Annotated in this window: 25 protein-coding genes and 1 tRNA gene; 12 read left to right on the forward strand and 14 right to left on the reverse strand. The window is 63.1% G+C overall.

Features of this window, described 5'->3' with window-relative positions:
* Positions 1-16 precede the first annotated feature (16 nt).
* On the forward strand, positions 17-1,069 hold the full coding sequence (locus AB7783_RS25235; protein ID WP_441279103.1) for a hypothetical protein: 1,053 nt from the start codon (positions 17-19) through the stop codon (positions 1,067-1,069).
* 129 nt (positions 1,070-1,198) lie between these two features.
* Positions 1,199-2,644 (forward strand): MATE family efflux transporter, encoded by a 1,446-nt coding sequence (locus tag AB7783_RS25240; protein ID WP_441279104.1) that lies wholly within the window; start codon positions 1,199-1,201, stop codon positions 2,642-2,644.
* Positions 2,645-2,651: 7 nt separating this feature from the next.
* On the opposite strand, the gene AB7783_RS25245 is transcribed toward AB7783_RS25240, so the two are convergent.
* From AB7783_RS25245 to AB7783_RS25260, 4 genes are read right to left on the reverse strand one after another with little or no spacing between them, the layout of a single operon-like run.
* Entirely contained in the window at positions 2,652-3,179 is a 528-nt protein-coding gene (locus AB7783_RS25245; RefSeq protein WP_184512969.1) for a hypothetical protein, read from the reverse strand.
* A complete protein-coding gene (locus AB7783_RS25250) occupies positions 3,176-3,577 on the reverse strand; it encodes an SRPBCC family protein (RefSeq protein ID WP_184512971.1) in 402 nt (133 codons plus the stop codon). Before AB7783_RS25250 ends, AB7783_RS25245 begins: the two co-directional genes overlap by 4 nt.
* Positions 3,578-3,613: 36 nt before the next feature.
* Positions 3,614-4,456 carry a helix-turn-helix domain-containing protein gene (locus tag AB7783_RS25255; protein ID WP_184512973.1) on the reverse strand — a complete coding sequence of 281 codons (843 nt, stop codon included), beginning with the start codon at positions 4,454-4,456 and terminating at the stop codon, positions 3,614-3,616.
* A gap of 9 nt (positions 4,457-4,465) precedes the next feature.
* A complete protein-coding gene (locus AB7783_RS25260; protein ID WP_184512974.1) occupies positions 4,466-5,044 on the reverse strand; it encodes a methylated-DNA--[protein]-cysteine S-methyltransferase in 579 nt (192 codons plus the stop codon).
* 164 nt (positions 5,045-5,208) lie between these two features.
* On the opposite strand from AB7783_RS25260, the gene AB7783_RS25265 reads away from it, so the two are divergent.
* Positions 5,209-5,282, forward strand: a tRNA-Gly gene (locus AB7783_RS25265).
* A gap of 110 nt (positions 5,283-5,392) precedes the next feature.
* Positions 5,393-6,400, forward strand: coding sequence for a magnesium/cobalt transporter CorA (gene corA, locus AB7783_RS25270; protein ID WP_089266783.1), 1,008 nt, complete (start codon positions 5,393-5,395; stop codon positions 6,398-6,400).
* A gap of 12 nt (positions 6,401-6,412) precedes the next feature.
* On the opposite strand, the gene AB7783_RS25275 is transcribed toward corA, so the two are convergent.
* Complete coding sequence (locus AB7783_RS25275) at positions 6,413-8,071, reverse strand: FAD-binding dehydrogenase (protein WP_184512977.1); 1,659 nt, start codon at positions 8,069-8,071, stop codon at positions 6,413-6,415.
* Positions 8,072-8,327: 256 nt separating this feature from the next.
* Between AB7783_RS25275 and AB7783_RS25280 the strand changes: the two genes are divergently transcribed.
* The 3 genes from AB7783_RS25280 (at position 8,328) to AB7783_RS25290 (ending at position 9,816) form a co-directional block, all read left to right on the forward strand.
* Positions 8,328-8,786 (forward strand): hypothetical protein, encoded by a 459-nt coding sequence (locus AB7783_RS25280; RefSeq protein WP_089266785.1) that lies wholly within the window; start codon positions 8,328-8,330, stop codon positions 8,784-8,786.
* Positions 8,787-8,995: 209 nt separating this feature from the next.
* The gene (locus AB7783_RS25285) at positions 8,996-9,190 is read left to right on the forward strand and encodes a hypothetical protein (protein ID WP_089266786.1); all 195 of its coding nucleotides are present in this window, start codon (positions 8,996-8,998) and stop codon (positions 9,188-9,190) included.
* Between the two features lie 32 nt (positions 9,191-9,222).
* Positions 9,223-9,816, forward strand: a complete 594-nt coding sequence (locus AB7783_RS25290; protein ID WP_089266787.1) for an SCO family protein — start codon at positions 9,223-9,225, stop codon at positions 9,814-9,816.
* Here the strand turns inward: AB7783_RS25290 and AB7783_RS25295 are convergent.
* Positions 9,807-11,687, reverse strand: a complete 1,881-nt coding sequence (locus AB7783_RS25295) for a glycosyltransferase (protein ID WP_441279105.1) — start codon at positions 11,685-11,687, stop codon at positions 9,807-9,809. The two genes, AB7783_RS25290 and AB7783_RS25295, sit on opposite strands and share 10 nt — an antisense overlap.
* Before the next feature lie 181 nt (positions 11,688-11,868).
* On the opposite strand from AB7783_RS25295, the gene AB7783_RS25300 reads away from it, so the two are divergent.
* Positions 11,869-12,780 (forward strand): transporter substrate-binding domain-containing protein, encoded by a 912-nt coding sequence (locus AB7783_RS25300; RefSeq protein WP_441279763.1) that lies wholly within the window; start codon positions 11,869-11,871, stop codon positions 12,778-12,780.
* Positions 12,781-12,852: 72 nt separating this feature from the next.
* A complete protein-coding gene (locus tag AB7783_RS25305) occupies positions 12,853-14,496 on the forward strand; it encodes a lysine--tRNA ligase (protein WP_441279106.1) in 1,644 nt (547 codons plus the stop codon).
* A gap of 63 nt (positions 14,497-14,559) precedes the next feature.
* Here the strand turns inward: AB7783_RS25305 and AB7783_RS25310 are convergent, their stop codons facing one another.
* A complete protein-coding gene (locus tag AB7783_RS25310; protein ID WP_441279107.1) occupies positions 14,560-15,060 on the reverse strand; it encodes an SgcJ/EcaC family oxidoreductase in 501 nt (166 codons plus the stop codon).
* 83 nt (positions 15,061-15,143) lie between these two features.
* The gene (locus AB7783_RS25315; protein WP_089266927.1) at positions 15,144-15,773 is read right to left on the reverse strand and encodes a S24 family peptidase; all 630 of its coding nucleotides are present in this window, start codon (positions 15,771-15,773) and stop codon (positions 15,144-15,146) included.
* Positions 15,774-16,010: 237 nt separating this feature from the next.
* Here AB7783_RS25315 and AB7783_RS25320 point away from each other — a divergent pair, with 237 nt between their 5' ends.
* Both AB7783_RS25320 and AB7783_RS25325 read left to right on the forward strand, forming a co-directional pair.
* A complete protein-coding gene (locus AB7783_RS25320) occupies positions 16,011-16,355 on the forward strand; it encodes a DUF952 domain-containing protein (protein WP_170849835.1) in 345 nt (114 codons plus the stop codon).
* Entirely contained in the window at positions 16,352-17,446 is a 1,095-nt protein-coding gene (locus AB7783_RS25325) for a quinone-dependent dihydroorotate dehydrogenase (RefSeq protein ID WP_441279108.1), read from the forward strand. The genes AB7783_RS25320 and AB7783_RS25325 overlap by 4 nt, the downstream gene beginning before the upstream one ends.
* Here the strand turns inward: AB7783_RS25325 and AB7783_RS25330 are convergent.
* From AB7783_RS25330 to AB7783_RS25345, 4 genes are all read right to left on the reverse strand, one after another.
* Positions 17,421-18,770 carry an MATE family efflux transporter gene (locus AB7783_RS25330; protein ID WP_309940644.1) on the reverse strand — a complete coding sequence of 450 codons (1,350 nt, stop codon included), beginning with the start codon at positions 18,768-18,770 and terminating at the stop codon, positions 17,421-17,423. The two genes, AB7783_RS25325 and AB7783_RS25330, sit on opposite strands and share 26 nt — an antisense overlap.
* A 30-nt stretch (positions 18,771-18,800) precedes the next feature.
* Entirely contained in the window at positions 18,801-19,106 is a 306-nt protein-coding gene (locus AB7783_RS25335) for a DUF6460 domain-containing protein (RefSeq protein ID WP_068737958.1), read from the reverse strand.
* A gap of 86 nt (positions 19,107-19,192) precedes the next feature.
* Complete coding sequence (locus AB7783_RS25340; RefSeq protein ID WP_441279109.1) at positions 19,193-20,869, reverse strand: ATP-dependent DNA ligase; 1,677 nt, start codon at positions 20,867-20,869, stop codon at positions 19,193-19,195.
* On the reverse strand, positions 20,866-21,906 hold the full coding sequence (locus AB7783_RS25345; protein WP_089266795.1) for a ligase-associated DNA damage response exonuclease: 1,041 nt from the start codon (positions 21,904-21,906) through the stop codon (positions 20,866-20,868). Before AB7783_RS25345 ends, AB7783_RS25340 begins: the two co-directional genes overlap by 4 nt.
* A gap of 74 nt (positions 21,907-21,980) precedes the next feature.
* Here AB7783_RS25345 and AB7783_RS25350 point away from each other — a divergent pair, with 74 nt between their 5' ends.
* Positions 21,981-22,913, forward strand: coding sequence for a class I SAM-dependent DNA methyltransferase (locus tag AB7783_RS25350; RefSeq protein ID WP_089266796.1), 933 nt, complete (start codon positions 21,981-21,983; stop codon positions 22,911-22,913).
* Positions 22,914-23,102: 189 nt separating this feature from the next.
* Here AB7783_RS25350 and AB7783_RS25355 read toward each other — a convergent pair whose 3' ends face one another.
* Entirely contained in the window at positions 23,103-24,476 is a 1,374-nt protein-coding gene (locus tag AB7783_RS25355; protein ID WP_441279110.1) for an outer membrane protein, read from the reverse strand.
* Between the two features lie 199 nt (positions 24,477-24,675).
* The gene (locus tag AB7783_RS25360) at positions 24,676-26,100 is read right to left on the reverse strand and encodes an outer membrane protein (RefSeq protein ID WP_441279111.1); all 1,425 of its coding nucleotides are present in this window, start codon (positions 26,098-26,100) and stop codon (positions 24,676-24,678) included.
* Positions 26,101-26,102: the final 2 nt, after the last annotated feature.

Here is a 26,102-nt window from a genome sequence, read left to right on the forward strand (position 1 = left end):
AAACAGGGAAGAAACGATGACCGGACCGACAAATACGAGCGACGAAGCCACGTGGACGCGCTGGCGTAGCGTCGCCGATCTTTATCACGCCTATTTCACCGGCCTGATTCTGACCACGGTCACGCGCCGCGGCACGGCAGACGCCGCCGAGTTCATGTTTCGGATCTTCCGTCGGCAGCAGCAGGAGCGCTTTCTGCCGGGACTCGTGAAGCTCGGTCTGTCCGGCCTGCCGCCCGCGGTCGCTGCGGCCCAGTATCACTATCTCTCGAACTGGATCGGCGGCGTGTCGGTCGAGTACATGGTTGAGAGCGACCGCAAGGCCTGGATCCGCTATCCGCCGCCGCGCTGGATCTGGCGCGGCACGGCAATCTGCGGTGTGCCCGGCGAGGTCTCGCGCGCGATGCTGCGCGGCTGGCACGCCAACAATGGCGTTTCGCTCGGCAATCCCCGCATGGGTTTCGTCTGTACCAAGCAGAGCGTCGATGGCCAGGATGGGCTCGAAGGCTATTACTGCGAATACGACCATGATTTGGATATCGATCAGCGTCTGGTGTTCGCGCGCCATCTGGAAGCGCCGTTGTTCGATCCCGCGAAGGCGCCGGCGCTGCCCGTCGATAGCTGGCCGAAAGCCCGGCTGGAGAAGGCCTATCGCAACTACGCCATGGAATATGTACGGACCGCAGCGCCTGTGGCGGTTCAACTGTTCGGCCCGGTCGATGCAGGCTATTTGCTGCATCTTACCGGCAAGCTGATCGGCATGCAGTATTTCGACGAGGTGTCTGCGGGCTTTGGCCTGCCGCGCGGCGACGCCAAGGCTTTCGCCGACTTCCTCGGCACCCTGTTCGCAGCGCAGGACGACATTGTGGAGATCAGCACATCCGAGGGCCAGTTCGAGATCCGGCAGCAGAGCTGGAAACTGATGGATGGCGTCGCCGACAACAATGCCGCCTGCGCGAGGGCCTTGCAGGGGTTGGTCGAGGGCCTCGCCGCCGGATGCGGTCGAAATATACCCGTCACGATGACGCCGGGCGTGGGCGGTGCGCTGCCGTTCATCTGGACGATCGGCTAGCACCGATATTCGCTCATACTGCAGTGCAAATCGAGCATCCCCCATGCGTGCGCCGGGCATGGCATTGTCTGTGATCGGTGCTACGAACGAGGTGTCCGGCAGGCAAGACCGGAAGCTCAGGGAGAATGCATGTCCGACGCTGTCGTCGCCGAACCCCGATTGGTCGATGCCGACAAGCAGCCGCTCCCGAGCCTGAAGGCGCCCGCCAAAAATCCCCTGCTGGATCATCCCATTCTGCCGACCATCCTGCGGCTGGCCTGGCCCAATGTCATCGCGCTGACGGCAGGTGCCGTTGTCGTTATTTTCGAGACCACCTATGTCGGCCGGCTCGGCACCGAAGCCTTGGCGGCGATGGCGCTGGTGTTTCCCTTCGTGATGCTGACCATGACCATGTCCGGCGGCGCCATGGGCGGTGGCGTGTCCTCGGCCATCGCGCGCGCGCTCGGCGCCGGCGACCGCGCGCGCGCCGATACGCTGGCGGGCCATGCACTGCTGATCGCCATCTGCTTCGGCCTCACCTTCACGGTCGGCATGCTGACCTTCGGCTCCACGCTGCTGCAACTGCTTGGTGGCCGCGGCAATGTGCTGAGCCAGGCGCAGGGCTACATCACCGTCTTCTTCGCTGGTGGCGTGATCCCATGGCTGCTGAATACCTTCGCGGCGATCCTGCGCGGCACCGGCAACATGAAGATGCCCTCCGCCATGCAGATGGCGGGGGCCGCCTTGCAAGTGGTTCTTGGTGGCGTGCTGGGCCTCGGCTTCGGTCCGATCCCGCAATTCGGCATGCCCGGCGTCGCGGCGGGCACGCTGATTGCATTCACGATCGGCACAGGCGTCATGGGCTGGTATGTCTTTTCCGGTCGTGCGCGAGTCCGGCCTCAGATCAAGGGCTTTCGCATTCAGCGCGGAATGTTCTTCGATATTCTGAAAGTGGGTGCCATCGCCTGTTTCAATCCGCTACAGGGCGTTCTGACTCTCCTGATTTTCACCCATATGCTGGCGCAATACGGCACCGCGGTGCTGGCCGGCTACGGCATCGGTGCGCGGCTCGAATTCATGCTGAGCACGCTGGCTTTCGCGGTGGGTATCGCCTCGGTGCCGATCGTCGGCATGGCAATCGGCGCTGGCCGCATCGCGCGTGCGCGCCGCGTGACCTGGACTGGCAGCGTGATCGCCTTCGGTGTCGTCGGCCTGCTCGGCACGCTGATCGCGATCTTCCCCGATGCCTGGGTCAATATGTTCACCAATGATGCCGGTGTGCGTGCGGCAAGCCGGACCTATCTGGCCACCTGTGCGCCAATGTATGCCTTTCTGGGGCTGTCCACGGTGGCCTATTTTGCCTCGCAGGGCGCCGCCAAGGTACTCGGCCCGGTGCTAGCGCAAACCGCGCGGCTGGTCTTCGTCAGCGTTGGAGGCTGGTGGCTGCTGTCGATCGATGCCTCGGCCACAAGCTTTTTCTGGCTCGCGGCGGCGTCCATGGTGCTGCTCGGCGTGCTGTCGGCGCTCAGCGTACTGCTGACGTCGTGGGGACCGAAGGCTGGCCCCGTGCCCGAGATTCGGCCGGAGCTCGTCTGAGCAGTTTCTAGCCGACGCGCGTCGCAGTAAATTCCACATCGCGCCGCCACGTCGCGCCGTCGTCATGCGAGGTCTCGCCGCGCCATAGAAACGAGCGCGGCGTGATCTGCGAGAAGCTCCAGCGGATCGGGCGTCCGTCATTGTCGCGGCCGAGCTGGACGATGTCGTTGCCCTGTTTGCGGCCGGTCATGGTGAGAAAATTCTGCATCACCGGATCGGTCCACTGGATCTGCCACGCATCGATACGTGGGTCGTAGATCCGCAGCGTGCTTCCATACGAGTAGGCATTCGCTGCGGCGTCGCCGTCGCGCAACTGGCCGCGCGGCGGCACGATCCAGACATCCTGGATGGCACGGCCTTCCAGCACCCAGCCGAAATGCCATTCGCCCTTGCGCCGGCGCTCTTCGCCGTCCGTCATATACCTGACCACATCGAGCTCCCAGGCGCCGATCAGCCAGCCATAGAGATCCATCTGCCCGACGCGATCCGGGGCGGGGCCGTCCGCTGCGAGCGCATCGAGAAACGATGCCGTCATCGCGCGGCTTTCCCGAATTGGGTCTGCATCGCCGCCAGGCCCAGATCCATCTGCTCGCTCATATAAGGCGCGATCTCATTCGGCAGCACGTCGGCCGTCCAGACAAACCGGCAGCGCGCATCGCCATCGGCAAACACCTGCGCTGACGCACTGTGCTGGCCGATCCGTTCGCTGACGATGGCATAGACGAGGCGCTGCCGGTCGTGGTCGCAGGTGACCAGTCTTTCGCGTGCGACGGACCCATTGGCGAACGTCACGATACGCGCGTCGCCGTCCAGCTTTGTGTCGGTGACGAAGCCCGGCACCAGCCTTGTGTGCAGCGCGCCGAAGTCGGCCAGTGCGGACCAGACATCGTCTGCCGGTGCGCCGAGGAAAATCTCTTTGTGAATCGATGCCATGCTGTGCCTCCCGGGTTGATCAGGACGGCAGACTACTCAGTGCACGGCCAGCCGTTCTTGGAAAATCTTGCGGTCGCCGCGGGAAGCCTGTCGAAATGCGCGGGGCGAGACGCCGGCAGCGCGATGGAAGCTGCGCACGAAATTCGAGAGATCGCCGAAGCCGACATCGAAGGCGATGTCGGTGATGGCGCGGTCTTTCTCGACCAGCAGGTTTGCAGCCTGCCGCAGCCGCGCGCGCACCAGATACTGGTGCGGTGTCACGCCGAGCACATTCCTGAACAGACGCAGGAAATGAAACGGACTCAATCCGGCCTGACGGGCGGCCGCATCGAGATCGATCTCCTCGCTGGCATGGGCGTCGATCCACAGCGCGGCCTCGACCGCGCGCCGGCGATCCCGTGCATTGCCGTTCACACGCCTGCGCGGCTCGCCCGAGACGACGTCGACAAAACGCGCCGCAAATGCATGACCGATCTCATCGAGCCCGAGATCGCTGTGCGCCCCTGCGCTGGCCTGCGCGAGCTCGCCCAGCACCATCAATTCGGCGCGCGGCGCGATGGCGCCCTGCTGCCAGATGTCCCTGGCGTCGCCGACGGTGTCGATCAGCTCAGGCGCGAAGGAGAATGAAAGGCACTCGTCGCCAGAGCCATGATGCTCGTGATGGCAGGTATATTCGTCGCCGGGGTGCCCGATCAGCAGCGCGCCGGCGATGAGTTCGTGCGATTGCCCGCGGCAGCGACAGCCGAAACTGCCCTTGCGAACATAGGAGAGCGAATGGCCGGCGTGCTGTTCGGAAAACGGCTGGTCGTCCGGCCCCGCCGTACAGCGATAGTCCGTGACGGTGATCGCGTTGCTCTGGAACAGTGTTGTTGCCTGCATAGGCTGAATTTAGCCCTGTGGGCGCGGTGGGGCAACCGACAGCAGGGCGTCGAACAGGGTGGTCGTCCGGCCCGCCAGCGCGCCCTCGATCGAGAGCAGCCGCGACTTGGTGATGATGCCGCCGTTGCCGGCAAAGCCGCTGGTCTGGCCCGCAACGGCCAGTGCACGGTGGCATGGCACGAGGATCGCAAACGGATTGCGCGCGATGGCTTGCCCGACCGAATAGACCGCACCGCTGGCGCCGAGCTTTGCTGCGATCTCCGCATGGGTGCGGGTTTCGCCACGCGGGATCATCCGGATCGCCTCATAGACGCGGCAATTGAACAGCGGCAGGCCATGCATGTCGACGGGGATATCGCCGAGGTCGACGGCTTGGCCGCGCAGCAGCGCAACGATGCCCTCGATGGCGTAGTCGACATCGGCCGGCGGCCGGAATTCGCGCGCATCGGGAAATTGCTGCAGCAGGCGGCGCCGGGTCTCGATCTCGCGCGCTTCCGGCAACTGCACGCCAACAATGCCGGCGTCGCCCCATGCGATACCGCATCGGCCCACCGACGTGTCGAAGGTTGTGTATCCGTGCCCAGCCATCCCGAAGGGATGTTAGCAGGCGAATTGAAGCCGTCATCTGGAATCTTTGAGCGGTGACCTTTCGGAGGGCGCGGCCGGGTGTGCGGCGCAAGGAACTGTAACCAGCTGCCATCAATCCGCTTGGCGGATCGGCCGGTCTCGGCTAGATCAGATGGCGCGACGATGCGGGCGTAGTTCAATGGTAGAACGGCAGCTTCCCAAGCTGCATACGAGGGTTCGATTCCCTCCGTCCGCTCCAGCCCCCTCATTCATTCCAGATGATCGGTGCCGCATGGCGATTGAACGGTTTGGCATCCCCGCCGTTCTTCAAAGGCGCCCGTTGCTGTTCGCACAACACAAGGTTCTTGCATGACGTTTCCCCTCTCAGCTGCAACCGCCGGCAATGTGCCCGGCGTTGTCGCCTCCAGCGTCTATGCCAATGGCCGCCGTGTTGCGGATATCCCCGTCGAGGAGGCGGGGGTCTGGGCGCAGAAGCCGGGCCATGTCGTCTGGATCGGACTGTTTGAACCGTCCCTTGAACTGCTCGAGAAACTGCGCGCGCAATTCGATCTGCATCCGCTCGCCATCGAGGACGCGCTGAAGTCGCATCAGCACCCCAAGGTCGAGCAATATGGCGAAGCGCTCTTCATCGTCGCGCGTACGGCGCAACTGGTCGATCAGACTGTTGCTTTCGGCGAGACGCATATCTTCTTGGGTAAAGGCTACGTCGTGTCCGTGCGCCATGGCGCCTCGACGTCCTATGCGTCTGTCCGCGAGCGGTGCGAGGCTTGCCCGACCAACCTGACGCACGGCGAAGACTACATCCTCTACGCAATTCTCGATTTTATCGTCGACAACTATCGTCCTGTCATCGAATCCATCCTGTCCGAGATCGACGAGCTCGAGGATGGCGTCCTGCATCGCATGCTGACGCGGGCGGAATTCGAGCGGCTCTACAAGCTGCGCCGCGAGCTGCTGCGCCTGCGTCGCGCGGTCGGGCCGCTGGTCGATGTCTGTCACCGACTCGAACATATCGATATCTTGTTCATCGACGATGACATGAAACCTCTGTTCCGCGATGTGCTGGATCACGTCAAACGCGCGGAAGAAGATATCGACTCGCTGCGCGAAGTGCTGGCCTTTGCCTTTGAAGCCAGCTTGATGTCAGGGCAGTCGCAGCAGACCGAGATTACCCGCCGGCTTGCGGCCTGGGCGGCGATCCTGGCGGTGCCGACGGCGATTGCCGGAATCTACGGCATGAATTTCGAACACATGCCGGAGCTGAAATGGGCTTACGGTTATTACGTGGTGCTGGGCGGCATCGCCGCGATCTGCGGTTACCTGTATACCCGCTTCAAGCGCAACGGATGGCTGTGAGCGGGAGACCGATCACCCCACCGCCTTCGCCGCTGCGCGCCCGGCGGTGCGACCCGTGAACAGACAGCCGCCGAGAAACGTGCCTTCCAGCGAGCGATAGCCGTGCATGCCGCCGCCGCCGAAGCCGGCAGCTTCGCCGACCGCGTAGAGCCCTGGCATGATCTGGCCGTTGCTGCCGAATACGCGCGAGTCCAGATCGGTCTCGAAACCGCCTAGCGTCTTGCGCGTCAGGATGTTCAGCCGCACGGCGATCAGCGGGCCCTGCGCGGCATCGAGAATGCGATGCGGCTTCGCAGTCCGGATCAGGCGGTCGCCGATATATTTGCGCGCATTGTGGATGTTCATCACCTGCGCATCCTTGACGTAGGGATTGGCCATGGTGCGGTCACGCGCCTCGATCTGCGTGCGGATCTCGTCGAGCTTCAGCAGATTGTCGCCGGTCAGCGCATTCATGGCGCTGACGAGGTCGTCGAGATTATCGCGCACCACGAAGTCGATGCCGTGATCCTTGAAGGCTTCGACAGGCGCTGGCGCACCCTTGTTGGTGGCGCGGCGCGCGGTCATCAGCCAGCTCTTGCCGGTGAGGTCGGGATTCTGCTCGGAGCCGGAGAGCGCAAACTCTTTCTTGATGATCGCCTGCGTCAGCACGAACCATGAATAATCATAGCCGGTGGACTGGATATATTGCAGTTGGCCGAGCGTATCGGAGCCCGGAAACAGCGGCGCCGGCAGCCGCTTGCCGGTGGCGTCGAACCACATCGACGACGGGCCCGGCAGAATGCGGATGCCGTGTTTCGGCCAGATCGGATTCCAGTTCTCGATGCCCTCGACATAGTGCCACATGCGGTCGCGATTGATCAGCCGCGCACCGGCGGCTTCCGTGATGCCCATCATGCGACCGTCGACATGGGCGGGCACACCGGAGATCATGCGCGTCGGCGGTTCGCCGAGGCGCTTCGGCCAGTTCTGCCGCACCAGATCATGATTGCCGCCGATGCCGCCGGAGGCGACGATCACGGCTTGCGCACGCAGCGAGAAGTCGCCGATCACATTGCGCGAACTGCTTTCGCCGCGCTCTGTGTTGGACGGTTCGAGGATTGCGCCGCTCACGCCATCGACAGTTCCGTTGGTGACGCTGAGCGCATCGACGCGATGGCGGAACCTGAAGCTCAGCAGGCCCTTCTTCTGTGCCTCGCGCGCACGCTGCTCGAACGGTTCGACGATGCCCGGTCCGGTGCCCCAGGTGACATGGAAGCGCGGAACCGAATTGCCGTGGCCCATCGCGTCGTAGCCGCCGCGCTCGGCCCAGCCGACCACGGGAAACACGCGGTGACCCATGGCGCGCAGCCAGTCGCGTTTCTCGCCGGCGGCGAAAGCGACATAGGCTTCGGCCCAGCGCCGTGGCCACAGGTCCTCAGCACGATCGAAGCCGGCCGTGCCATGCCAATCCTGCAGGGCTAAGTCATAGGAGTCTTTGATGCCGAGGCGTCGTTGTTCCGGCGAGTCGACGAAGAACAAACCGCCGAACGACCAGAACGCCTGGCCGCCGAGATTCTGCTCGCCTTCCTGATCGACCACGACAACGCGCTTGCCGGCGTCGGCAATTTCCGTGGCCGCAACGAGGCCCGCGAGTCCGCCGCCGACGACGATGACATCCGCATCAACGGCCATACTGTTTCCCCCATCCTGTTAATGGAGATTGAAGTCGGCGCGGGAACTTTGGTCAACGGAAATTGCGCGCGAAGGGCGGCGCTGTTTCAGATTGATACCGCGACGGAACGAGGTGCATCCCGCGCGCAACACTCGATTTGAATCGCATTGGAAGCGTCATGCTCGTCTGGACAAAGCCACGATCTGGCAACACGCTGATCATGCCCTGCATCACCAGGGCGCTCAGATTCGGGATCGACAGGTTTTGGGGCTGGACATGAAGTTCGTTACGGGTTTGCTGGCGGCGGTCTTGCTGTTCGCGGGCGTCGGGGCAAGTCACGCGGTGGTTCGCATCGCGGATGATCGTGGCGGACGGATCGGAACCTATGTCGACAGATATCAGGGATTGCGCACTTCCGGCGAAACCGTGATCATCGATGGCTTGTGCGCCTCGGCCTGCACGATCGTGCTCGGCGCGGTTCCGCGTGACCGGATCTGCGTCACTTCCAATGCCAATCTCGGCTTTCATGCGGCCTGGGACATGGGCGCCAATGGTCGCGCGGTGACCAACCCGGAAGCCACCCAGATGTTGTATTCGATGTATCCGACGCAGATCCGGCGCTGGATCTCCAAACGCGGCGGACTGAAGACGCAGATGATCTTCCTGCGCGGTCGCCAGCTGATGGGCATGTACAAGCCCTGTTACATGGATGCCCACGCCTCCAGCGCGCGCTAGAGCGTTTTCGAGCGAAGTGGATGCCGGTTCGCGTCAAGAAAACGCGTCAGAACAAAAAGCTAAAGGCCGATCTGAGCTTTATTCCATCAGCATGACGTGATGCCCTGCGGCGCCGGGAGCGCTTGCCCGCGCCGTCATCTCAGCCTATCTGGAACCTGGATGGCAGGCTCCTGAATGATCTCGGGCCTTGGCCGTTATGAGATCGTCTGATGGTGCAGCCTTTATCGACGCCTGAGAGCACGATGCCCGCGTCCGAGCGGCCGTCACGGCTTGCGTCGGTCATTGTTGCATCGGCCGCGGCATTCGTGGCGCTCCTTGTGGTGGGCGCCATCGGGCTGTGGGCACATTACGGCACGGCCGTATTTTTCGAGATGATCAAGACTGGCATCGCCGCCTGCATGTGATCGGCTGCCAAGGGTAATTCAGGGGACATTCCATGACTGATCGAACCACCCGGCCGCTGGTGATCATTGCTGCCTTTGCCGGCAGTCTCGCGGCGGGATTGCTGGTCGTGTTGTGGCTGACGGGTGGTTTTCGCAATGTCGCCGCACCGGCCTCGATCGGCGGTCCGTTCCAGCTCACCGATCAGTCCGGCCAGACCGTCACCGAGCAGAGCCTGAAGGGCAAGCCGACGCTGGTCTTCTTCGGCTTCACGCATTGCCCGGACATCTGCCCGACCTCGCTGTTCGAAATGTCGGAAGTGCTGCGCGCGATGGGCAAGGACGCCGATCGTATCAATACCTATTTCGTCTCGGTCGATCCCGAGCGCGATACGGCACCGATCATGAAGGAATATCTGTCGAGCTTCGATCCGCACCTGAAGGGTTTGACCGGCACGCCTGATGCGGTAGCGAAGGTGATTTCCGGCTACCGCGTCTATGCCAAGAAGGTGCCGACCAAGGACGGTGACTATACGATGGATCACACCGCGCTGATCTATCTGATGGACCGCGACGGCAATTTCGTCGCGCCGTTCAACCTCAAGCGCAAGCCGGAAGAAGCGGCCACGGATCTCAAGCGCTATCTCTGAGGTCGCCGGCGGTTCGCTGCCATCGTGCCGGTCCGATGCACGAGACCGTGCTCGGTCTTTTCCCAGTGATGGCGCCGGGTCCAGAATTGCCACAGCGCGCGCCAGGTCGCGATCGAGAGACATCCCCAATAAATCGGCGTCAGGGCGAGGATCCAGCCGTCGCGCAGACGGCCGCGGCGCATCAGGCCGGTGAGGCCCAGGATGCAGGTCGCGATGAAGCCGCAGGCGATGGCCAGTACGTGCAGTGACGACAGCCGGTCGCCAAGCAGCAGGGTGCTATCGGCAAGCAGCAGGCAGGCGATAAGTTTGACGACCAGCACCGTAAAAGCCAGCGACGTCAGGATATTGCCGCCGAAGATGATGTTGAGTGCGAGGAATCCCCGCGCGCCGGCTTGGTCCCACAGTTTTCGGGGATCGCGCATATGCACGGCCCAGGTCTGCATCCAGCCCTTCATCCAGCGTGAGCGTTGGCGCAACCACGCGCCGAACGCGATCGGTGCTTCCTCAAGCGTGACCGATGGAATGGTCACCGAGCGATAGCCCAGCCGCGCCAGGCGGATCCCGAGGTCGGCATCTTCCGTGACGTTATAGGCGTCCCAGCCGCCGATGCGGCGCAAGGTGTCCGTGCGGAAATGATTGGAGGTGCCGCCAAGCGGCAGTGGCATGCCCAATGCGACCAGCCCGGGCAGGAAGACCGCGAACAGCCCGGCATATTCGACTGCCGCCATGCGCGACAGCAGGCTGTGCGTCAGATTGTCGAAATGCAGCCCAGCCTGAACGCAGGCGACGTCGTCGTTGTGCTGGCGAAACATGCCGAGCGCGGCGCGCAATTGGCCGGGGTCGGGATCGTCTTCGGCATCGAACACGGTCAGAAAGCTGCCGCGCACGAAGGGAAGTGCAACATTCAGCGCCTTCGGCTTGGTTTTCGGACCCGTCGCCTGTGCGATCAGGACCTGAACCTGCGGCCCCGGCCGGGCTCTGGCAACGGCGGCGCGGGTCCGCAGATCGTCGGGCTCGAGCACCAGAATGATGTCGAGTTTTTCGGAGGGATAGTCGAGCCTTTGCAGGGATCGCAACAGACCCGGAACGGACGTTTCCTCGCGATAGAGTGCGACGACCACTGAGTAGATCGGCAGTTGATCGTCGCGCAGCGGCGGAAACCGTTGCTCCGGCTGCGGCGGCACCAGCACGCAAGTCAGCCTGAGAAGCGAAAAGGCGAGAAACCAGATCGCCGCCAGGCCGCCGATTAGATCCATCGCCAGCGTCGGATACAGAAGCGCGAGAACCGCGCATATCAGCAGCAGAATCGCTGGCTGCAATCCTCTGCGCCAACCGATGATCGACTTGGCCGACATGGCAGGTCGCGTCTGCAGCAGGCCTTCGGCGGCGATATCCGAAAGCGCGTCGCCGGTCTGCTCGGTCAGATATTGATGCAGGTGACGCCGCGTGGTCAGCCGAATGCGCGCGATAAGTGATGGATATGTGGTGGAGAAACGTGTCAGGCGTCGTGCTGTAAAAGCACGCGGCGCGACGATCCAGTTGAGTGTGTCACCCTCCTGAACGGGCAGGATGCCGAACTCTGCGATCTCCGGAAGATCGGCATCCGCCAGGGGGCAGTGAGCGCGCCCGACTGTCGAGAGATCGTCGAAGTCGATGCTGAGGTGGCGGGCCAGATGCGCGACATACTTTTCCTCGCTGATGACGCCCCATTGGATCAGGACCTGATCGGCGCCCAGATTGAGCTCGCGGCTCCGTCGCTCCGCGGCGTGCAGAAGCGGGACCGGGAGTATGCCGCGCAGGCAGTCGAGTTCGCTGGCTGGTTCCGCGCGCCGGTCCGACCCGTCTCGCTCCGGCATGGGGAAGGAGGTCATCCTGCCGATCGGCAGAGGAGGAGAGCGTAGCGCGGCGGCCGGCTGGCGCGAAATGCGCGGCCGATGACCCCGGGAAGATTGCTGCACCCCCATGCAACGCCCTCACACCACAAACGCTACTCGCGTCTCGCGCCGGATGGTCTATAAGACCGCGATCCGGAAGCACCCTATGCAACCACAGATGGTTAATTCCCGCAACCAAATACCGCTGATGAGGTGTCGCGCAACTGCGCTGACCCTTGGCGCTCTGCTGGCCGCATGGATGTCGCTGTTTTCGGCCGCACCGGCTTCGGCGCAGACGTCGGCTCCGGCTGTGAGCCAGCCCGGTCCGCAGGCCGTGCCGGGCTTCTGGGATCCGCGTCGCCGTCCGGACCGGCCGGACCTGTCGCGCATCACTGTGATCCGCTTCCTGACCGAGACCGACTACCCGCCGTTTAACTTCACCGGCCCCGACGGCAATCCGGCGGGCTTCAACGTCGATCTCGCGCGTCTTCTCTGCGAGGAAATTAAGGTCACTTGCACCGTACAGATGCGCCGCTTCGAGACGTTGCTCGATGCCATTTCCAGCAATCGCGGCGATGCCATCATTGCCTCCATGGCGGTGACGCCGCAGATCCGCGCCCGCGTCGATTTCACCGATCCCTATTACCGTGCGCCGGCGCGCTTCGTGGCCCGCAAGAATGCGGTGATGCCGGAGATCCGCCCGGAATATCTCGAAGGCAAGAAGGTCGGCGTGATCGCGGGCTCGACCCACGAAGCCTATCTCAAGGCGATGTTCACCGATGCGGTGCTGGTGCCTTTTCCAAGCGACGATGCGCTACGCCAGGCGCTGAAACGCAGCGAGGTCGATTTCATCTTCGGCGATGCGATCTCGTTCGCCTTCTGGATCAATGGCAGCGATTCCGCCGATTGTTGCGCCTTCAGCGGCGGCCCCTTCATCGAAAGCCGTTTCTTCGGCGAGGGCATCGGCATCGCCGTCCGCAAAGGCAATGACACGCTGCGCCAGGCGCTGAACTGGGCCCTGTTCCGGGTCTGGGAGAAAGGCCGCTACACCGATTTGTGGCTGCGTTATTTCTCGATCAGCCCGTTCTGAATTTTCTCATCCCGCGGTTTGGCATTTCGGTGCGGAGCCGCTAGGTTCCGCGGCCCGGAGGCCCAAAACACGATGTCCACGCTAGACCCCACCATGAGCCCGAGCGAGCTGCGCGCGCTCGCCGAGACTTCCAACGCCTGGCCGTTCGAGCAGGCGAAGGCGCTGGTGGCGCGTCTGAAGAAAACGCCGAAAGACGAAGTGCTGTTCGAGACCGGCTACGGTCCGTCGGGCCTGCCGCATATCGGCACCTTCGGCGAAGTCGCGCGCACCACCATGGTGCGCCACGCCTTCCGCGTACTCACCGAGGACAAGATCAAGACCCGGCTGATTGCCTTCTCGGACGACATGGACGGTCTGCGCAAGGTGCCGGACAATGTGCCGAACAAGGACATGCTGGCCGCGCATCTCGGCAAGCCGCTGACGCGGGTGCCGGATCCGTTCTCGAACGAATATCCGTCCTTCGGTGCGGCCAACAATGCACGGCTGCGCGTCTTCCTGGATCAGTTCGGCTTCGACTACGAATTCGCTTCGTCGACCGACTACTACACATCCGGCCGGTTCGACGCGACGCTGCTGAAGATGCTCGCAGTCTATGACAAGGTCATGGACATCATCCTGCCGACCCTGGGCCCGGATCGCCGCGCGACCTATTCGCCGTTCCTGCCGATCAGCAAGACAACGGGTGTGGTGCTGCAGGTGCCGATGATCCGGCGCGACGTGGCTGCCGGCACCGTCACCTATGTCGATCCTGACACTGACGAAGAAGTCACGACGCCGGTCACCGGCGGCAATGTGAAGTGCCAGTGGAAGGCCGACTGGGCGATGCGTTGGGCGGCGCTCGGCATCGACTATGAAATGGCGGGCAAGGATCTCATCGACTCCGTGAAGCTGTCCGGCAAGATCTGCGCGGCGCTTGGCGGCACGCCGCCGGAAGGCTTCAACTATGAGCTCTTCCTCGACGACAAGGGCGGCAAGATCTCCAAGTCGAAGGGCAACGGCCTGACCATCGACGAATGGCTGCGCTACGCGTCGCCGGAGTCATTGTCGCTGTTCATGTATCGCGAACCGAAGGCGGCCAAGCGGCTGTTCTTCGACGTGATTCCGCGCAATGTCGACGAGTACCAGCAGTTCGTCGAAGGCTATGCGAAGCAGGATCCCAAGCAGCGGCTGTCCAATCCGGCTTGGCACATTCACGCTGGCGCCCCGCCGGTGGCGGATATGCCGGTCACGTTCCAGCTCCTGCTGACGCTGGTGTCGTCGTCGAACGCCGAGAATGCCGAAACCCTGTGGGGCTTCATCCGGCGTTATCGGCCGGGCGTCTCCGCGGCGACGCATCCGCGGCTCGACGCGATGGTCGGCTATGCCATCAACTACTATCGGGACTTCGTGGCGCCGACCAAGACGTTCCGCGAGCCCACTGATGTCGAGCGCGTGGCGCTGCAGGATCTGCGCGATGCGCTCTCGCAACTGCCGGCGGAGGCCACGCCGGAAGACATCCAGAACGCGGTCTATGAGATCGGCCGCCGCGAGCCGTTCCTTGATCACAAGAAGCTTGCCAAGGATGGCCGGCCCGGCGTCTCGCTCGACTGGTTCAACATGCTGTACCAGGTGCTGCTCGGCCAGGAGAAGGGCCCGCGCTTCGGGTCCTTCGTCGCGGTCTATGGCGTGCAGAATGCGGTCAACATGATCGACGGCGCGCTGGCGCGCTCGGCCTGAGGCTCACGCTTTGCGAAACGTCAAAGGCGCGCTTCCTGACGGAGCGCGCCTTTTTCTTGATGCCTACTTCGACGCTGCCGCCGGCGTGACAGGCTCCGGCATTGCCGACGAGTGGTGGTGCGCGATCAGCCATTTCTTGTCGCGGTAGACATAAACATAGCTGTAGCGGGCCTTGACGATTTGCGTATCGCTGGGGGACTTGCCGGACAGCGTGAAGGTGTAGGTGCCGACGTCGGATGCCATGTTGCAGCCGATCTTGACGGTGCGCGTGTCGATCTTGCCTTGCGGGTGCTTCTTCAGAAAATCCACGAAGTAGCTCTGGATCGACGCGCTGTCGGTGCGCGGCGTGTTCGACACCGTCGGCAGCAGCACCGCGTCCGAGGCGTAATTGGCGGTGACCTTGGCGGGGTCGAGCGTTGCGAGCGAGGCATTCCAGCGGTCGAATAGCGCTTCGATCTGCTTTGTCGTGACGACCGCGCAGGTCATGGGCTTCGCATGTGCGAGAGAACCTGCGCTAACGAGGGCCAGCGCGATCGCGCCGGCAACGATTGTTCTGGTTTTCATGGCACCACCGAAGGTTGCGAGTTTCGGATAGGGAACTCGCATAGATCATTCGGTGGCTGGACGCCAGTCCAGAGTGTGTTCGGTTATTGGCTCGCCCAGACGATGCGCGCGATCCAGGCGATGTCGGCGGCCGGAAAGCTGCGGTCGACATGGTTCGGATTGAGCGACTGCAGCTCGATGATCTTCGTGGTTCGGCGCTTCAATTCCTTCGCCATCACCTCGCCGTCCTTTGTCTTGACCACGACGCGGTCGCCTTTGCGGATCTGCGCTTCAGGCGAGACGACGATGATGTCGCCGTCACGATAAGCGGGCTTCATCGAGTCGCCAGAGATCTTCAGCGCATAAGCGTGCTCGTCATTCACCGACGGCAGGCCCACTTCGTCCCAGCCCTTGCTGCCGGCGGGGAAACCCGCGTCGTCGAAGTAACCGCCATGGCCGGCCTGCGCGAAGCCGAGCAGCGGCACCGACTGCACGATGCGCTTGGTACCTTCGATCAGCGTGACGAAGCTGTCGATGGTCACGCCGGTTGCGGTCAGCGCCTTCGAGACCGACTCCGTCGACGGCCAGCGTTCGCGGCCGTCGTTGGTGATGCGCTTGGATTTGTTGAAGGTCGTGGCGTCGAGCCCCGCCTTCTTCGCAAGGCCGGAGGGTGACATGCCGTTGCGCTCTGCGAGGCGGTCGAGGGCGTTCCAGATCTGGGCGTGCGAGAGCATCATCGGTTTCGGTCCCTTGGCCCGGATTTCTGCGGGGCGGTGAATCGTGGCGAAATCTAGGAATTATTGCCGTGAATGCACGGATTTCGCAACAGGCATTTGAAAAAAATGTGCAGCCTTGAAGTGGAGGGGGGGCGCCGATACGGTCGACTGTCGGCTCCAGCCATCGAATCCCGCGACTGGGCGTCCACACCACATCGAAAACAGCTGATTCAACCAAATTGGAAGTCTGGGCGGTTGCGCACCATCTATAAAATCTGTCCGGCCTCGAGCTGGCGCGAGGCCGAGCGCCAGGGCACCTATCGCGGCAGCGCCGACGATGCCCGGGACGGCTTCATCCACTTCTCGACCGCGGCACAGCTCCCCGAGACGCTCCGGAAGTACTATTTCGGCCAGACCGGCCTGTTTCTGGTCGCTGTGGACGCAGACGCACTCGGTGACGACCTGCGCTGGGAGCCATCCCGCGGCGGCGATCTGTTCCCGCATCTCTACGGCGAACTCGATCTCGGCGCCGTCACGGCCGTCATGGATCTGCGTGCGCGCTCCGACGGCAACCACGACATTCCGGAGCTCAAATCGTGATCCGCGCTTTCGATGCCTTTTCCCTGCCGATGCTGCGCATGCTCGATGCCGAAGACGCGCACCGCCTCGCGATCCGCGGGTTGCGCATGCTGCCTTACGCCCGCCCGCGGCCGGACGATCCGAAACTCGCAGTCCGCGCATTCGGCCTGAACTTCCCCAATCCGGTGGGGATCGCCGCCGGCTTCGACAAGAATGCCGAGGTGCCGGACGCGCTGCTCCGTCTCGGCTTCGGCTTCGCCGAGATCGGCTCGGTGACGCCGAAGCCGCAATCCGGCAACCCACGCCCGCGTATCTTTCGGCTGGAGCGTGACGAGGCGGTCATCAACCGGCTCGGATTCAACAATGACGGTGCGGAGGTCGTGCTGCGTCGGCTGGCTGCACGTGCGCAGAATGGCGGTATCGTCGGCGTCAATGTCGGTGCCAACAAGGATTCGCCCGATCGCACGCAGGATTATGTGCGGCTGATCGAGACCTTTGCGCCGGTGGCGAGCTATTTCACCGTCAACGTGTCATCGCCGAACACGCCGGGCCTGCGCAATTTGCAGCAGGCCGCCGAACTCGACGATCTGCTGGCGCGGGTGATCGATGCGCGTGAGCGCGTTCGCAAGAATGCGGGAGATTCTCCGGTGTTGCTGAAGATCGCGCCCGATCTCAGCCTCGCCGACCTCGACGATGTCGTTCATGTCGCGCGCTCGCGCGGCGTCGATGGCATGATCGTCGCGAACACCACGATCGGCCGTCCCTCGACCTTGCGCGAACAGTCACGCTCGAAAGAGCAGGGCGGATTGTCCGGGCGGCCCTTGTTCAGGCTGTCTACCCGCATGGTGGCGGAGACCTTCGTGCGTGTCGAAGGTGCATTTCCGCTGATCGGCGCCGGCGGCATCGACAGCGGCGGTGCGGCGCTCACCAAGATTCGCGCGGGTGCGAGCCTGATCCAGCTCTATTCGGCGCTGGTCTATAAAGGCGTCGGCCTTGTCGACAGCATCAAGGCCGACCTGTCCTCGACGCTGCTGCGCACCGGCCGTGATTCACTGTCGGAAATCGTCGGCGCCGATGCGGCGACGATCACAGCGGAAGACTGGCCGGCGTAAGCCAGGCCTGCTGCGGAAACGACTGTCGCAGCAGGGCTGGATGACGCAGCGCTTGCAAAGCGCCGCGCGACAGCATGAACACCAGAAACGCGAGCCATAGTCCGGTATTGCCAAGGCTGGCCAGTGCGAACCATGCGGCGATGTAAATCGCTAACGCCAGCAGCATCAGGTTGCGCATGTCGCGCGCCCACGATGCGCCGATATAGATGCCGTCATAGGCGTAAGCGAGGACGCCACAGGCGGGCGCCAGCGCTGCCAGCAGCATGTAATTCCGCGCAGCGAGCCGAACTTCGGGGCTGGTGGTGATGAAATCGATCAGCGCGCCGCCGAACAGCACGAATAGCAACGTGACAGCGATGCCGAATGCCGTGCTCCAAATCAGGACGAGCTTTACGGCCCGGGAAAACTGCTTGCGGTCGCGAGCGCCGGTGCCCTGACCGCAGAGTTGCTCGGCGGCGGTGGCGATGCCGTCGAGGAAGAACGAGCCGATCATGACGAAGTTGTTGAGCACTGCATTGGCAGCCAGGGTCAGGTCGCCTGCACGGGCGCCCTGCGCCGTGAAGAAGAGAAATGCAGCAATCAGTGCTGCCGTACGGATCATGATGTCGCGATTGACTGCGAACAACCGTAGTAGCCGGATGCGGTCGAACAGGATCGCGCGCGGCACGTCGATGCGGCCGCCCAGGATTTTCCACATGGCGATGAGGCCGGCGAGGAAGCCCGCGGTTTCCGCGATCACCGTGGCCAGTGCTGCGCCGCTGACGCCAAAGTCGAATTGCAGGACCAGCAGGGAGGTGAGTGCCATGTTGGCGAGATTGATGCCGACCTGCAGTGCCAGAGCGATCCCGGTGCGCGCCTGGCCGACCAGCCAGCCGAGAATGACGTAGTTGCCGAGCATCAGCGGCGCGGACCAGAGTCGGATGAAGAAATACTGGCGTGCGGCGGATGTGACGGCGTCGCTGCCGCCCATGATGCTGAACACCAGCGCCGCCAGCGGTGTCCGTAAGATAATCAGCGTCAGCCCGATCGCCGCTCCGAGCATCAACGCGCGCAGCAGGATAGCGCGCACCTCGATCCGGTCACCGGCGCCAAGCGCCTGTGCGGTGAAGGCAACCGTCGCCATGCGCAGAAATCCGAACAGCCAGAAAATGCAGTCGAATGCCACGGAGGCCAAAGCCACACCGCCGAGCAGGTGCGGGTCGCCAAGCCTGCCGATTGCCGCGGTCGAGACGATGCCGATCAGAGGCGTCGTCAGATTGGCCAGCATGGCCGGGCCGGCAATGGCAAAGACGCGCCTGTTGGTGACGGACAATCCCGACGACATCAATGCAGCCTGAAGCGGATGATGCGCGTCTCAGCGGCCGCGGGGGGCGCTGAACAGCCGCATGATCAGCCAGATCGGCACGACGATCACGGCGCCAAGCAGGAAGTAGCGCCAGAGGCCATTGATGGCATCGAAGCCGAGGTCATAGACCCACTGGAACAGGCGGCGGATGCTGGTGACAATGTTCCACGGATCGAAGCCGATGGCGGCGAGAACGACGCCGACCAGGATCGACAGCAGGATCAGCCGGCCGAGTACCGCCAGCGGCGAACCGCCGAGGAAGCGCGCCAGGCCGTCATTGTTGGCCGGCAAGTCCCGGGTCTCATTTGGCTGCATCATGGTCTCCTGCGCGCAAATCGCGCGCTGATCATAGGTGGTCCCACGCAAATGGGGAACCCGGCTCGTTCGTCAAGTATGGACCGTCAAGGCGTCGCAGGCTCGGGCGGCGCAATTGTGGTCTCCGCCTTCAGCATGCGCTCCAGCGTCTCCAGCCGGTCGGCCTCACGTGGCGGCTTGTCCCAGCGCAACCGGCTGATGCGGGGAAACCGCATTGCGACCCCCGACTTGTGCCGGGGCGAGCGCGCCAGCCCTTCAAAGGCGACTTCGAGTACGAGACCCTTGTCTGGTTCATGGGTGACGTGGCGGACCGGGCCGAACTTTTCGGTGGTGTTGCGGCGGACGAAGCGATCGATTTGCAACAGCTCCTCGTCGGTGAAGCCGAAATAGGCTTTGCCGACCGGTACCAGCTGGTCGCCGCTCTCGCCGGCGGTCCAGACGCCGAAGGTGTAATCCGAATAATAGGACGAGCGCTTGCCGTGGCCGCGCTGTGCATACATCAGCACGGCGTCGATGATGTGCGGATCGCGCTTCCATTTCCACCACTGGCCTTTCGGTCGTCCCGGGAGATAAGCGGAATCGCGCCGCTTCAGCATCACGCCTTCGACGGCATCGGCATCTTCGCCGGCTCCGGCACTGACAGGATCGGCACGCGCGGCGGTGAGGGCATCCCATGTTGCGAACGGGATCTGGTCGGACAGATCGATCCTGTCGTCGTCCAGCTCTGTGATGAATCTTTCCAGTTTGGTTCGTCGCTGTTCGAATGGCAGTTCGCGCAAATCCGTCTCGCCGTCGCTGAGCAGGTCATAGGCGCGCAGATGGATGGGATATTCCTTCATCAGCTTCGGCGTCACGCTTTTCCGGTTCAGCCGTTGTTGCAGCACATTGAATGACTGTACGCGGCCCTCGCGCAGCACCAGCAACTCGCCATCGATCGCGCCGGGCAAACGCAGCGATGGCGTCAGGTCCGGGAAGCTTCCGGTGATGTCCTCGCCGGTGCGCGAATAGAGCCGCGTGACGATCCTGTCGTCATCGCCTTTGCCGCTGACCGCCTGAATCCGGATGCCATCCCATTTCCACTCCGCGACGAAATCGGACGCGTCGAGATTGGCGAAGTCGGAATCTTCGATGGCATGTGCCAGCATCACCGGGCGGAACGGCGCCGGATCGCGATTGACCGGCTTCTCGGCGCGACCTTCGAGCCAGGCGAACAATTCGCCATAGGGCGGCGCAAGGCCGGGCCAGATCAGCTCGACGTCATGCGGGTCCTTGTCGCCGAGCGCCGCGGCGGCGGTCTTGGCCAGCCGCGCCGAAACGCCAATCCGCATCGCGCCGGTGACGAGCTTCAGCAGTGCCCAGCGCCCGGTCTCGTCGAGTTCATCGAGCCAGCGGGTGAGTTGTGCGGGCAATTCGGCCTTGCCGAGCGTGCGGAGTGTGGTGACGACTTCGGTGAGTGTCGGCGGTGGCGGGTTGTTGTGCGCGATGTCCTGGGCCTTCGGCCACATCAGCGCAACGGTCTCCGAGAGATCGCCGACATAGTCATAAGAGAGTTCAAACAACACCGAATCAGTTCGCGATGCGATCAGGTCGCGGATCAAGCCAGCTTTCGCATGCTTGAACGACAACGCCCCCGTCAGCGCCGCCAGCGCATAGCCACGATCGGGATCGGGCACTTCGCGAAAATAGCCCGTGATCAGCCGCAGCTTGTTGTTGCGGCCGGGTTCGTAGGCCAGGCGATCGAGCAGTTCGGCGAAGCGGTTCATGCCTCGGCGCTTTCGCCGGGCGGAAGTGTCTCTTCCTCCTCCTCGTCGCCATAGCCGATCAGCGCAAGAGGCCGCGCGGTCAGGCCTTTGCTCTGGCACCAATGCACAAGCGCGTCTTCCTGGCCATGCGTGACCCAGATTTCGCCGGCTCCAGTGGCGCCGATGGTGGCGCATAATCCATCCCAGTCCGCGTGATCTGAAATCACCAGCGGCAGCTCGACGCCACGTTGCCGCGCACGGGCGCGCACGCGCATCCAGCCGGACGCAAAGGCGGTGACTGGATCGGGAAAGCGCCGCGTCCACACATCCGATGTGGCCGACGGCGGCGCCAGCGCGATGGTGCCGGCGAGATCGGCTTTCTTGACGCCCTTCACCGGGCGCAGTTCGCCGAGATCGATGCCGCGGCTCTGATAATAGTGTGTGATCTTCTCCATCGCGCCGTGCAGATAGATCGGCGCATCATAACCGGCCTGACGGATCAGCTTGATGACCCGCTGCGCCTTTCCCAGCGAATAGGCGCCGACCAGATGCGCACGCTCCGGAAACAGCGCGACCGAGGCCAGCAGCTTCTTCACTTCATCGGCGGCATTGCCATGACGAAACACCGGAAGTCCGAACGTTGCCTCGGTGATGAACACGTCGCAGGGCACAACCTCGAACGGCGTGCAGGTCGGATCATGGGCGTCCTTGTAATCGCCAGATGCGACGATGCAGATATCCTTGCAGGTCACGGCCATCTGCGCCGAGCCGAGCACATGCCCGGCGGGGTGGCAGGACACCGTGACGTTGCCGAGTTTGATCGTCTCGCCATAGGCAATGGCCTGCGTGCTGCCGGCGAAATTGTCACCGTAGCGCAGCCGCATCATGTCGAGCGTTTCCTGCGTCGCCAGCACTGCGCCATGGCCGGGGCGGGCATGGTCGGAATGGCCGTGGGTGATCACGGCGCGCTCGACCGGTCTGACGGGGTCGATATGGAAGCCGCCCGGTTTGCAGCAAAGGCCGGCGGAAACCGGGATAAGGATGTCTTGCGGACGCATCTCGGTTATATAGGTCCGCCTTGGGTTGGTTCGAGTCATCCTGCGAACGCCCCGCCCTCCGATCGGTTCCCACCATGCCCGCGCGCTTGTTCATGTCATCCGGCGATATGAACGCCGACCGGCGTTTCGACTATGCGCGCGACCTGCAGGTGCAGGGCGATCTGGTGGCGGCGGCCGATCTGTTCGAGCAGGCCACTGATTTGGCGCCGGGCTTTGCCACCGCATGGTTCGTGCTCGGGGAGGTCCGAGAGCAGCTGGGTGACACCGCCGGCGCCATCGCCGCGTTTCGCCGCGCGCAGGCCTGTGATCCCGGTGATCGCAACGGTGCTGGTCTGCGGTTGATGCGGCTCGGCGCTGACGATCTCTCGGCCATGCCGGCGACCTATGTGACGGCGCTGTTCGATCAATACGCGCCCAAGTTCGACGCCGCGCTGGTCGATACACTCGGTTATCGCGGACCAGCGGTCCTGTTGGGCGCCGTGCGTGCCGCGTGCGCTGCGACGGATAGGGCGATGCTCTTCCCTCGCGCCATCGATCTCGGTTGCGGCACCGGGCTGGCGGCCGGCGCTTTTGCCGCCTGCACTGGCGCCATCATCGGCATCGACCTGTCGCCGCGCATGATCGAGCGCGCTCATGCCACCGGGCTTTACGCCGAGCTTGAAGTGGCCGAGATCGTCGAGGGTTTGTGCCGCCGGTCAGATAGCAGTGTCGAGCTGGTCATCGCAGCCGACGTCTTGATCTATCTGCACGACCTTGCGCCGGTTTTGCGAGAAGCTACGCGCGTGCTCGTTCCAGACGGGCTGCTCGCCTTTACGGCCGAGACACATGACGGCGACGGTGTCGCTCTCGGCGCGGGCTTGCGTTATGCGCAGAGCGAAGATCATCTGCGCGGCCTGATCGCAGCTGCTGGCCTGGCGCTCATTCATCTTGAACGCGTTTCGTCTCGCACGGAACGCGGCGTTGCCGCACCAGGACTGGTGGCCGTCGCGATCAAGCGTCGGCTTTAACGCCGTCGGGGTCAGCCAGGGCAAGTTTGCTGGCGCAATCCAGAAATCGAAGCGAAAAGACGGTCGCTTCGTTGCAAGGGCTCCTTGCGATGACGGCCGGGCAATGACGTCTGTGAGCGCCAGGCGTCCTACCAAATAAAAAACCCGGCCGCGAGGCCGGGGTTTTGCCTATCGGAGATGTCGCTGTGATCAGTACTTCGCAACGACCGGGCTGTTGAAGTGGTAGTTCAGGCCGGTGCGGAAGATGTGTTCGGTGACCGCGGTCGTGACGGTCACGGTGTCGACGGTGTTCGAGGCCGTGCCGAGATCGACATAGAGATATTCGGTCTTGGAGGTCCAGTTCGGTCCGAACAGGCCGAGAAGCCGGAACGGGGTTTCGATACCCGCGCCGGCGGTCCAGCCGCTCTTGGTGGTCGAAACATTGAACGCCTGGACGCCGTCTTCGCTGATCTTGGTCTTCACGCCGCCGTAAGCGTAACCGCCGGTGGCATAGAACAGGGTCGATCCCACGGAGTAGCCAAGGCGGCCGCGAACCGTGCCGAACCAGGGCAGCTTGGCGTCATGGGCGAGGCTGCCGAAGTCGATCACGGTCTTGTTGTCGCGCTGGCTGGAGGCCTGGATGTCGGCTTCCAGACCGTAGACCCAGTTCGCGGCTTGCCAGTTATAACCAAGCTGCAAGCCGCCATTGATGCCGTCGGGAGCGAGGTTGAAGATCAGGCTCGTGGCCGGGTCGCCAGGCAGATCACCTGGTTTGAAGATGCTGCTGCGATCGCGGCCGGTGCCGGAACCGACGTTGCCGCCGAGATACCAGCCGGTCCAGTCCGCTGCGACGACCGGCGTGTAAACGGCGCTGCCGCCGACGCGGTAGTTCAGCCCGACGCGAAAGATGTTCTCGCGAACTTCGGTGTTGAGCGTCTGGGCGCCGAACGTGTAGCTGTTGTTCCCCATGTTCAGGTAGAGATACTCGATCTTGCCGGTCCAGTTGCCGCCGAGGGCCGCTTCAACACCGCTGCCGACGACCCAGCCGTTCTGTATCTTGTTGGTCGAGAAGACAGTCCCGGAGTTATCGAAGGTGATGCTGGTCTTTACGTTGCCGTAAGCGTAACCGCCAGTCACGTAGCTGAGCACGGGACCGGTGGCGAGGCCGATGCGGCCGCGAACCGTGCCGAACCAGTCGATCTTCTGATTGTAGGTGGTCGACACGAACGGGCTGCCCAGATTGGTGCGGTCATCGCTCAGGCCTGCGCCCTGGATGTCGGCTTCGAGGCCGTAGACCACCGGGCCGAGCATGGAGCCGGTCTGCCAGTTGTAGCCGACCTGACCGCCGCCGAGCGCGCCTTGCGGTGACAGGTAGGTCGATTCGGTGCCCAGAAATCCGTCGTTGTGGATGGCGCGATCCCGGCCGAGCCCGATGCCGGCGTTGACGCCCAGATAGAGGCCGGTCCAGTCATAAACGGCGACTACCGGCGCTTTGTAGTACGGCGCCTTCGCGGCCATGTCGGCGGCTTGCGCACCGGTGGTCAGAGCGAGCAGTGCCGCGGTCGTGAGGCAGAGGCTTTTCATGATGGCGATCCAGTTCAGATTTCTGGTGGAACTATGAAGCGGTAACTAGATGCTGTCTGTAGCCGCGCGACCAAAAAATTGCGGTACCTAGATATTGCCTCCCTCGTGGTTAATTTTCCCGAAACGGCATTACTCGAAGACACAAGCAAAAACCCCGGCCGCGAGGCCGGGGTTTTCGATTGAACGGATGTTGCTGAGATCAGTACTTCGCAACGACCGGGCTGTTGAAGTGGTAGTTCAGGCCGGTACGGAAGATGTGCTCTGTAACGTTGCTTGAAATCGTATGTGTTGCGCCCAAGCCAACGAAGCTGTCGCCGCCGTGCCCGAGATCGACATACAGATACTCGGTCTTCGAAGTCCAGTTCGGGCCGATCCAGCCGAAGAATTGCAGCGGCCTTTCGATGCCGCCGCCGGCGGTCCAGCCACCCTGACTATGCTTGAACGCTGCAGTCGTGCTGCTCGAGCCGGTATTTGCGGCGACATCAGTCTTGATCTCGCCATAAGCATAGCCGCCGGTTGCATAGAACAGTGTTGAGCCCACCGAATAGCCTAGGCGCCCGCGCGCGGTTCCGAGCCAGGATAGTTTCCGGTTCAACGAGATCGACAGTCCGGGCGTACAGAGCGTGACGCAGGCGTCGTCATCCTTCTGGGTCGATCCCTGAAAGTCAGCCTCGACGCCAGCAACCCAGGCGCCGGATTGCCAGTTATAGCCGATCTGGCCGCCGCCAAGGAAGCCCTTGGGGGTCAGATTGAACTGTTCGTTATACGCGCCGACAACGTAGGAGCTGCGGTCGCGGCCATAACCCGAGCCGACGTTGCCGCCGACATAGAGGCCGGACCAGTTTGCCGCAGGCGGGGGTGCATAGGTTGCAACGTCGCCGATCCGGTAATTCAGGCCTGCACGAAAGATGTTGTCGCGATAGCGCGTATCAACTGTGTGCGGCGTGTTGGCGAAGGTGTAGGTCGCGTTGCGCGAGCCGAGATCGAGATAAAGATATTCGAGCTTGCCGGTCCAGTTACCGCCCAGCGCGGCTTCGACACCGCTGCCGATGGTGTAGCCGGTATGAACCTGTTCATTCTCAAAGGATGCGCTGACCGCTCGGAGTGGTGGCAGCCCGCCGGGGCCGACGAGGACTGTTTCGCCGATTGTGGTCTTGACGTTGCCGTAGGCGAAACCGCCAGTGAAATAGCCCAGCACGGGACCCGTCGTATAGCCGATACGACCGCGCGCGGTTCCAAACCAGTCGAGCTTACGATCGAAGGTCAGGCGGTTGGTCGCCACGCAGACGAACAGACATGTGTGATCGTCGCGCTGGCTGGATCCTTGAAAATCCGTCTCGATGCCGAGCACCCAGTTCTGACGCTGCCAATTGTAACCGACCTGAGCGCCGCCGATCGCGCCGAACGGCGACAGGTTGGTTTGCTCAGAGGTGATGTTCGGGATACTCAACCGGGTGCGGTCGCTTCCAACCCCGACACCTGCGTTCACGCCGAAATAGAAGCCGGTCCAATCATATACCGAGGAAACAGGGGCTTTATAGGTCACTGCTTTGAGCGGCAGATCGGCTGCCTGTGCACTGACGGCCATGCCTGCTAAGGCCGCAGCGGCCACGACATTCTTCATGT

Source organism: Tardiphaga sp. 172_B4_N1_3 (genome assembly GCF_052076035.1).
Classification (GTDB): Bacteria; Pseudomonadota; Alphaproteobacteria; order Rhizobiales; family Xanthobacteraceae; genus Tardiphaga; species Tardiphaga robiniae.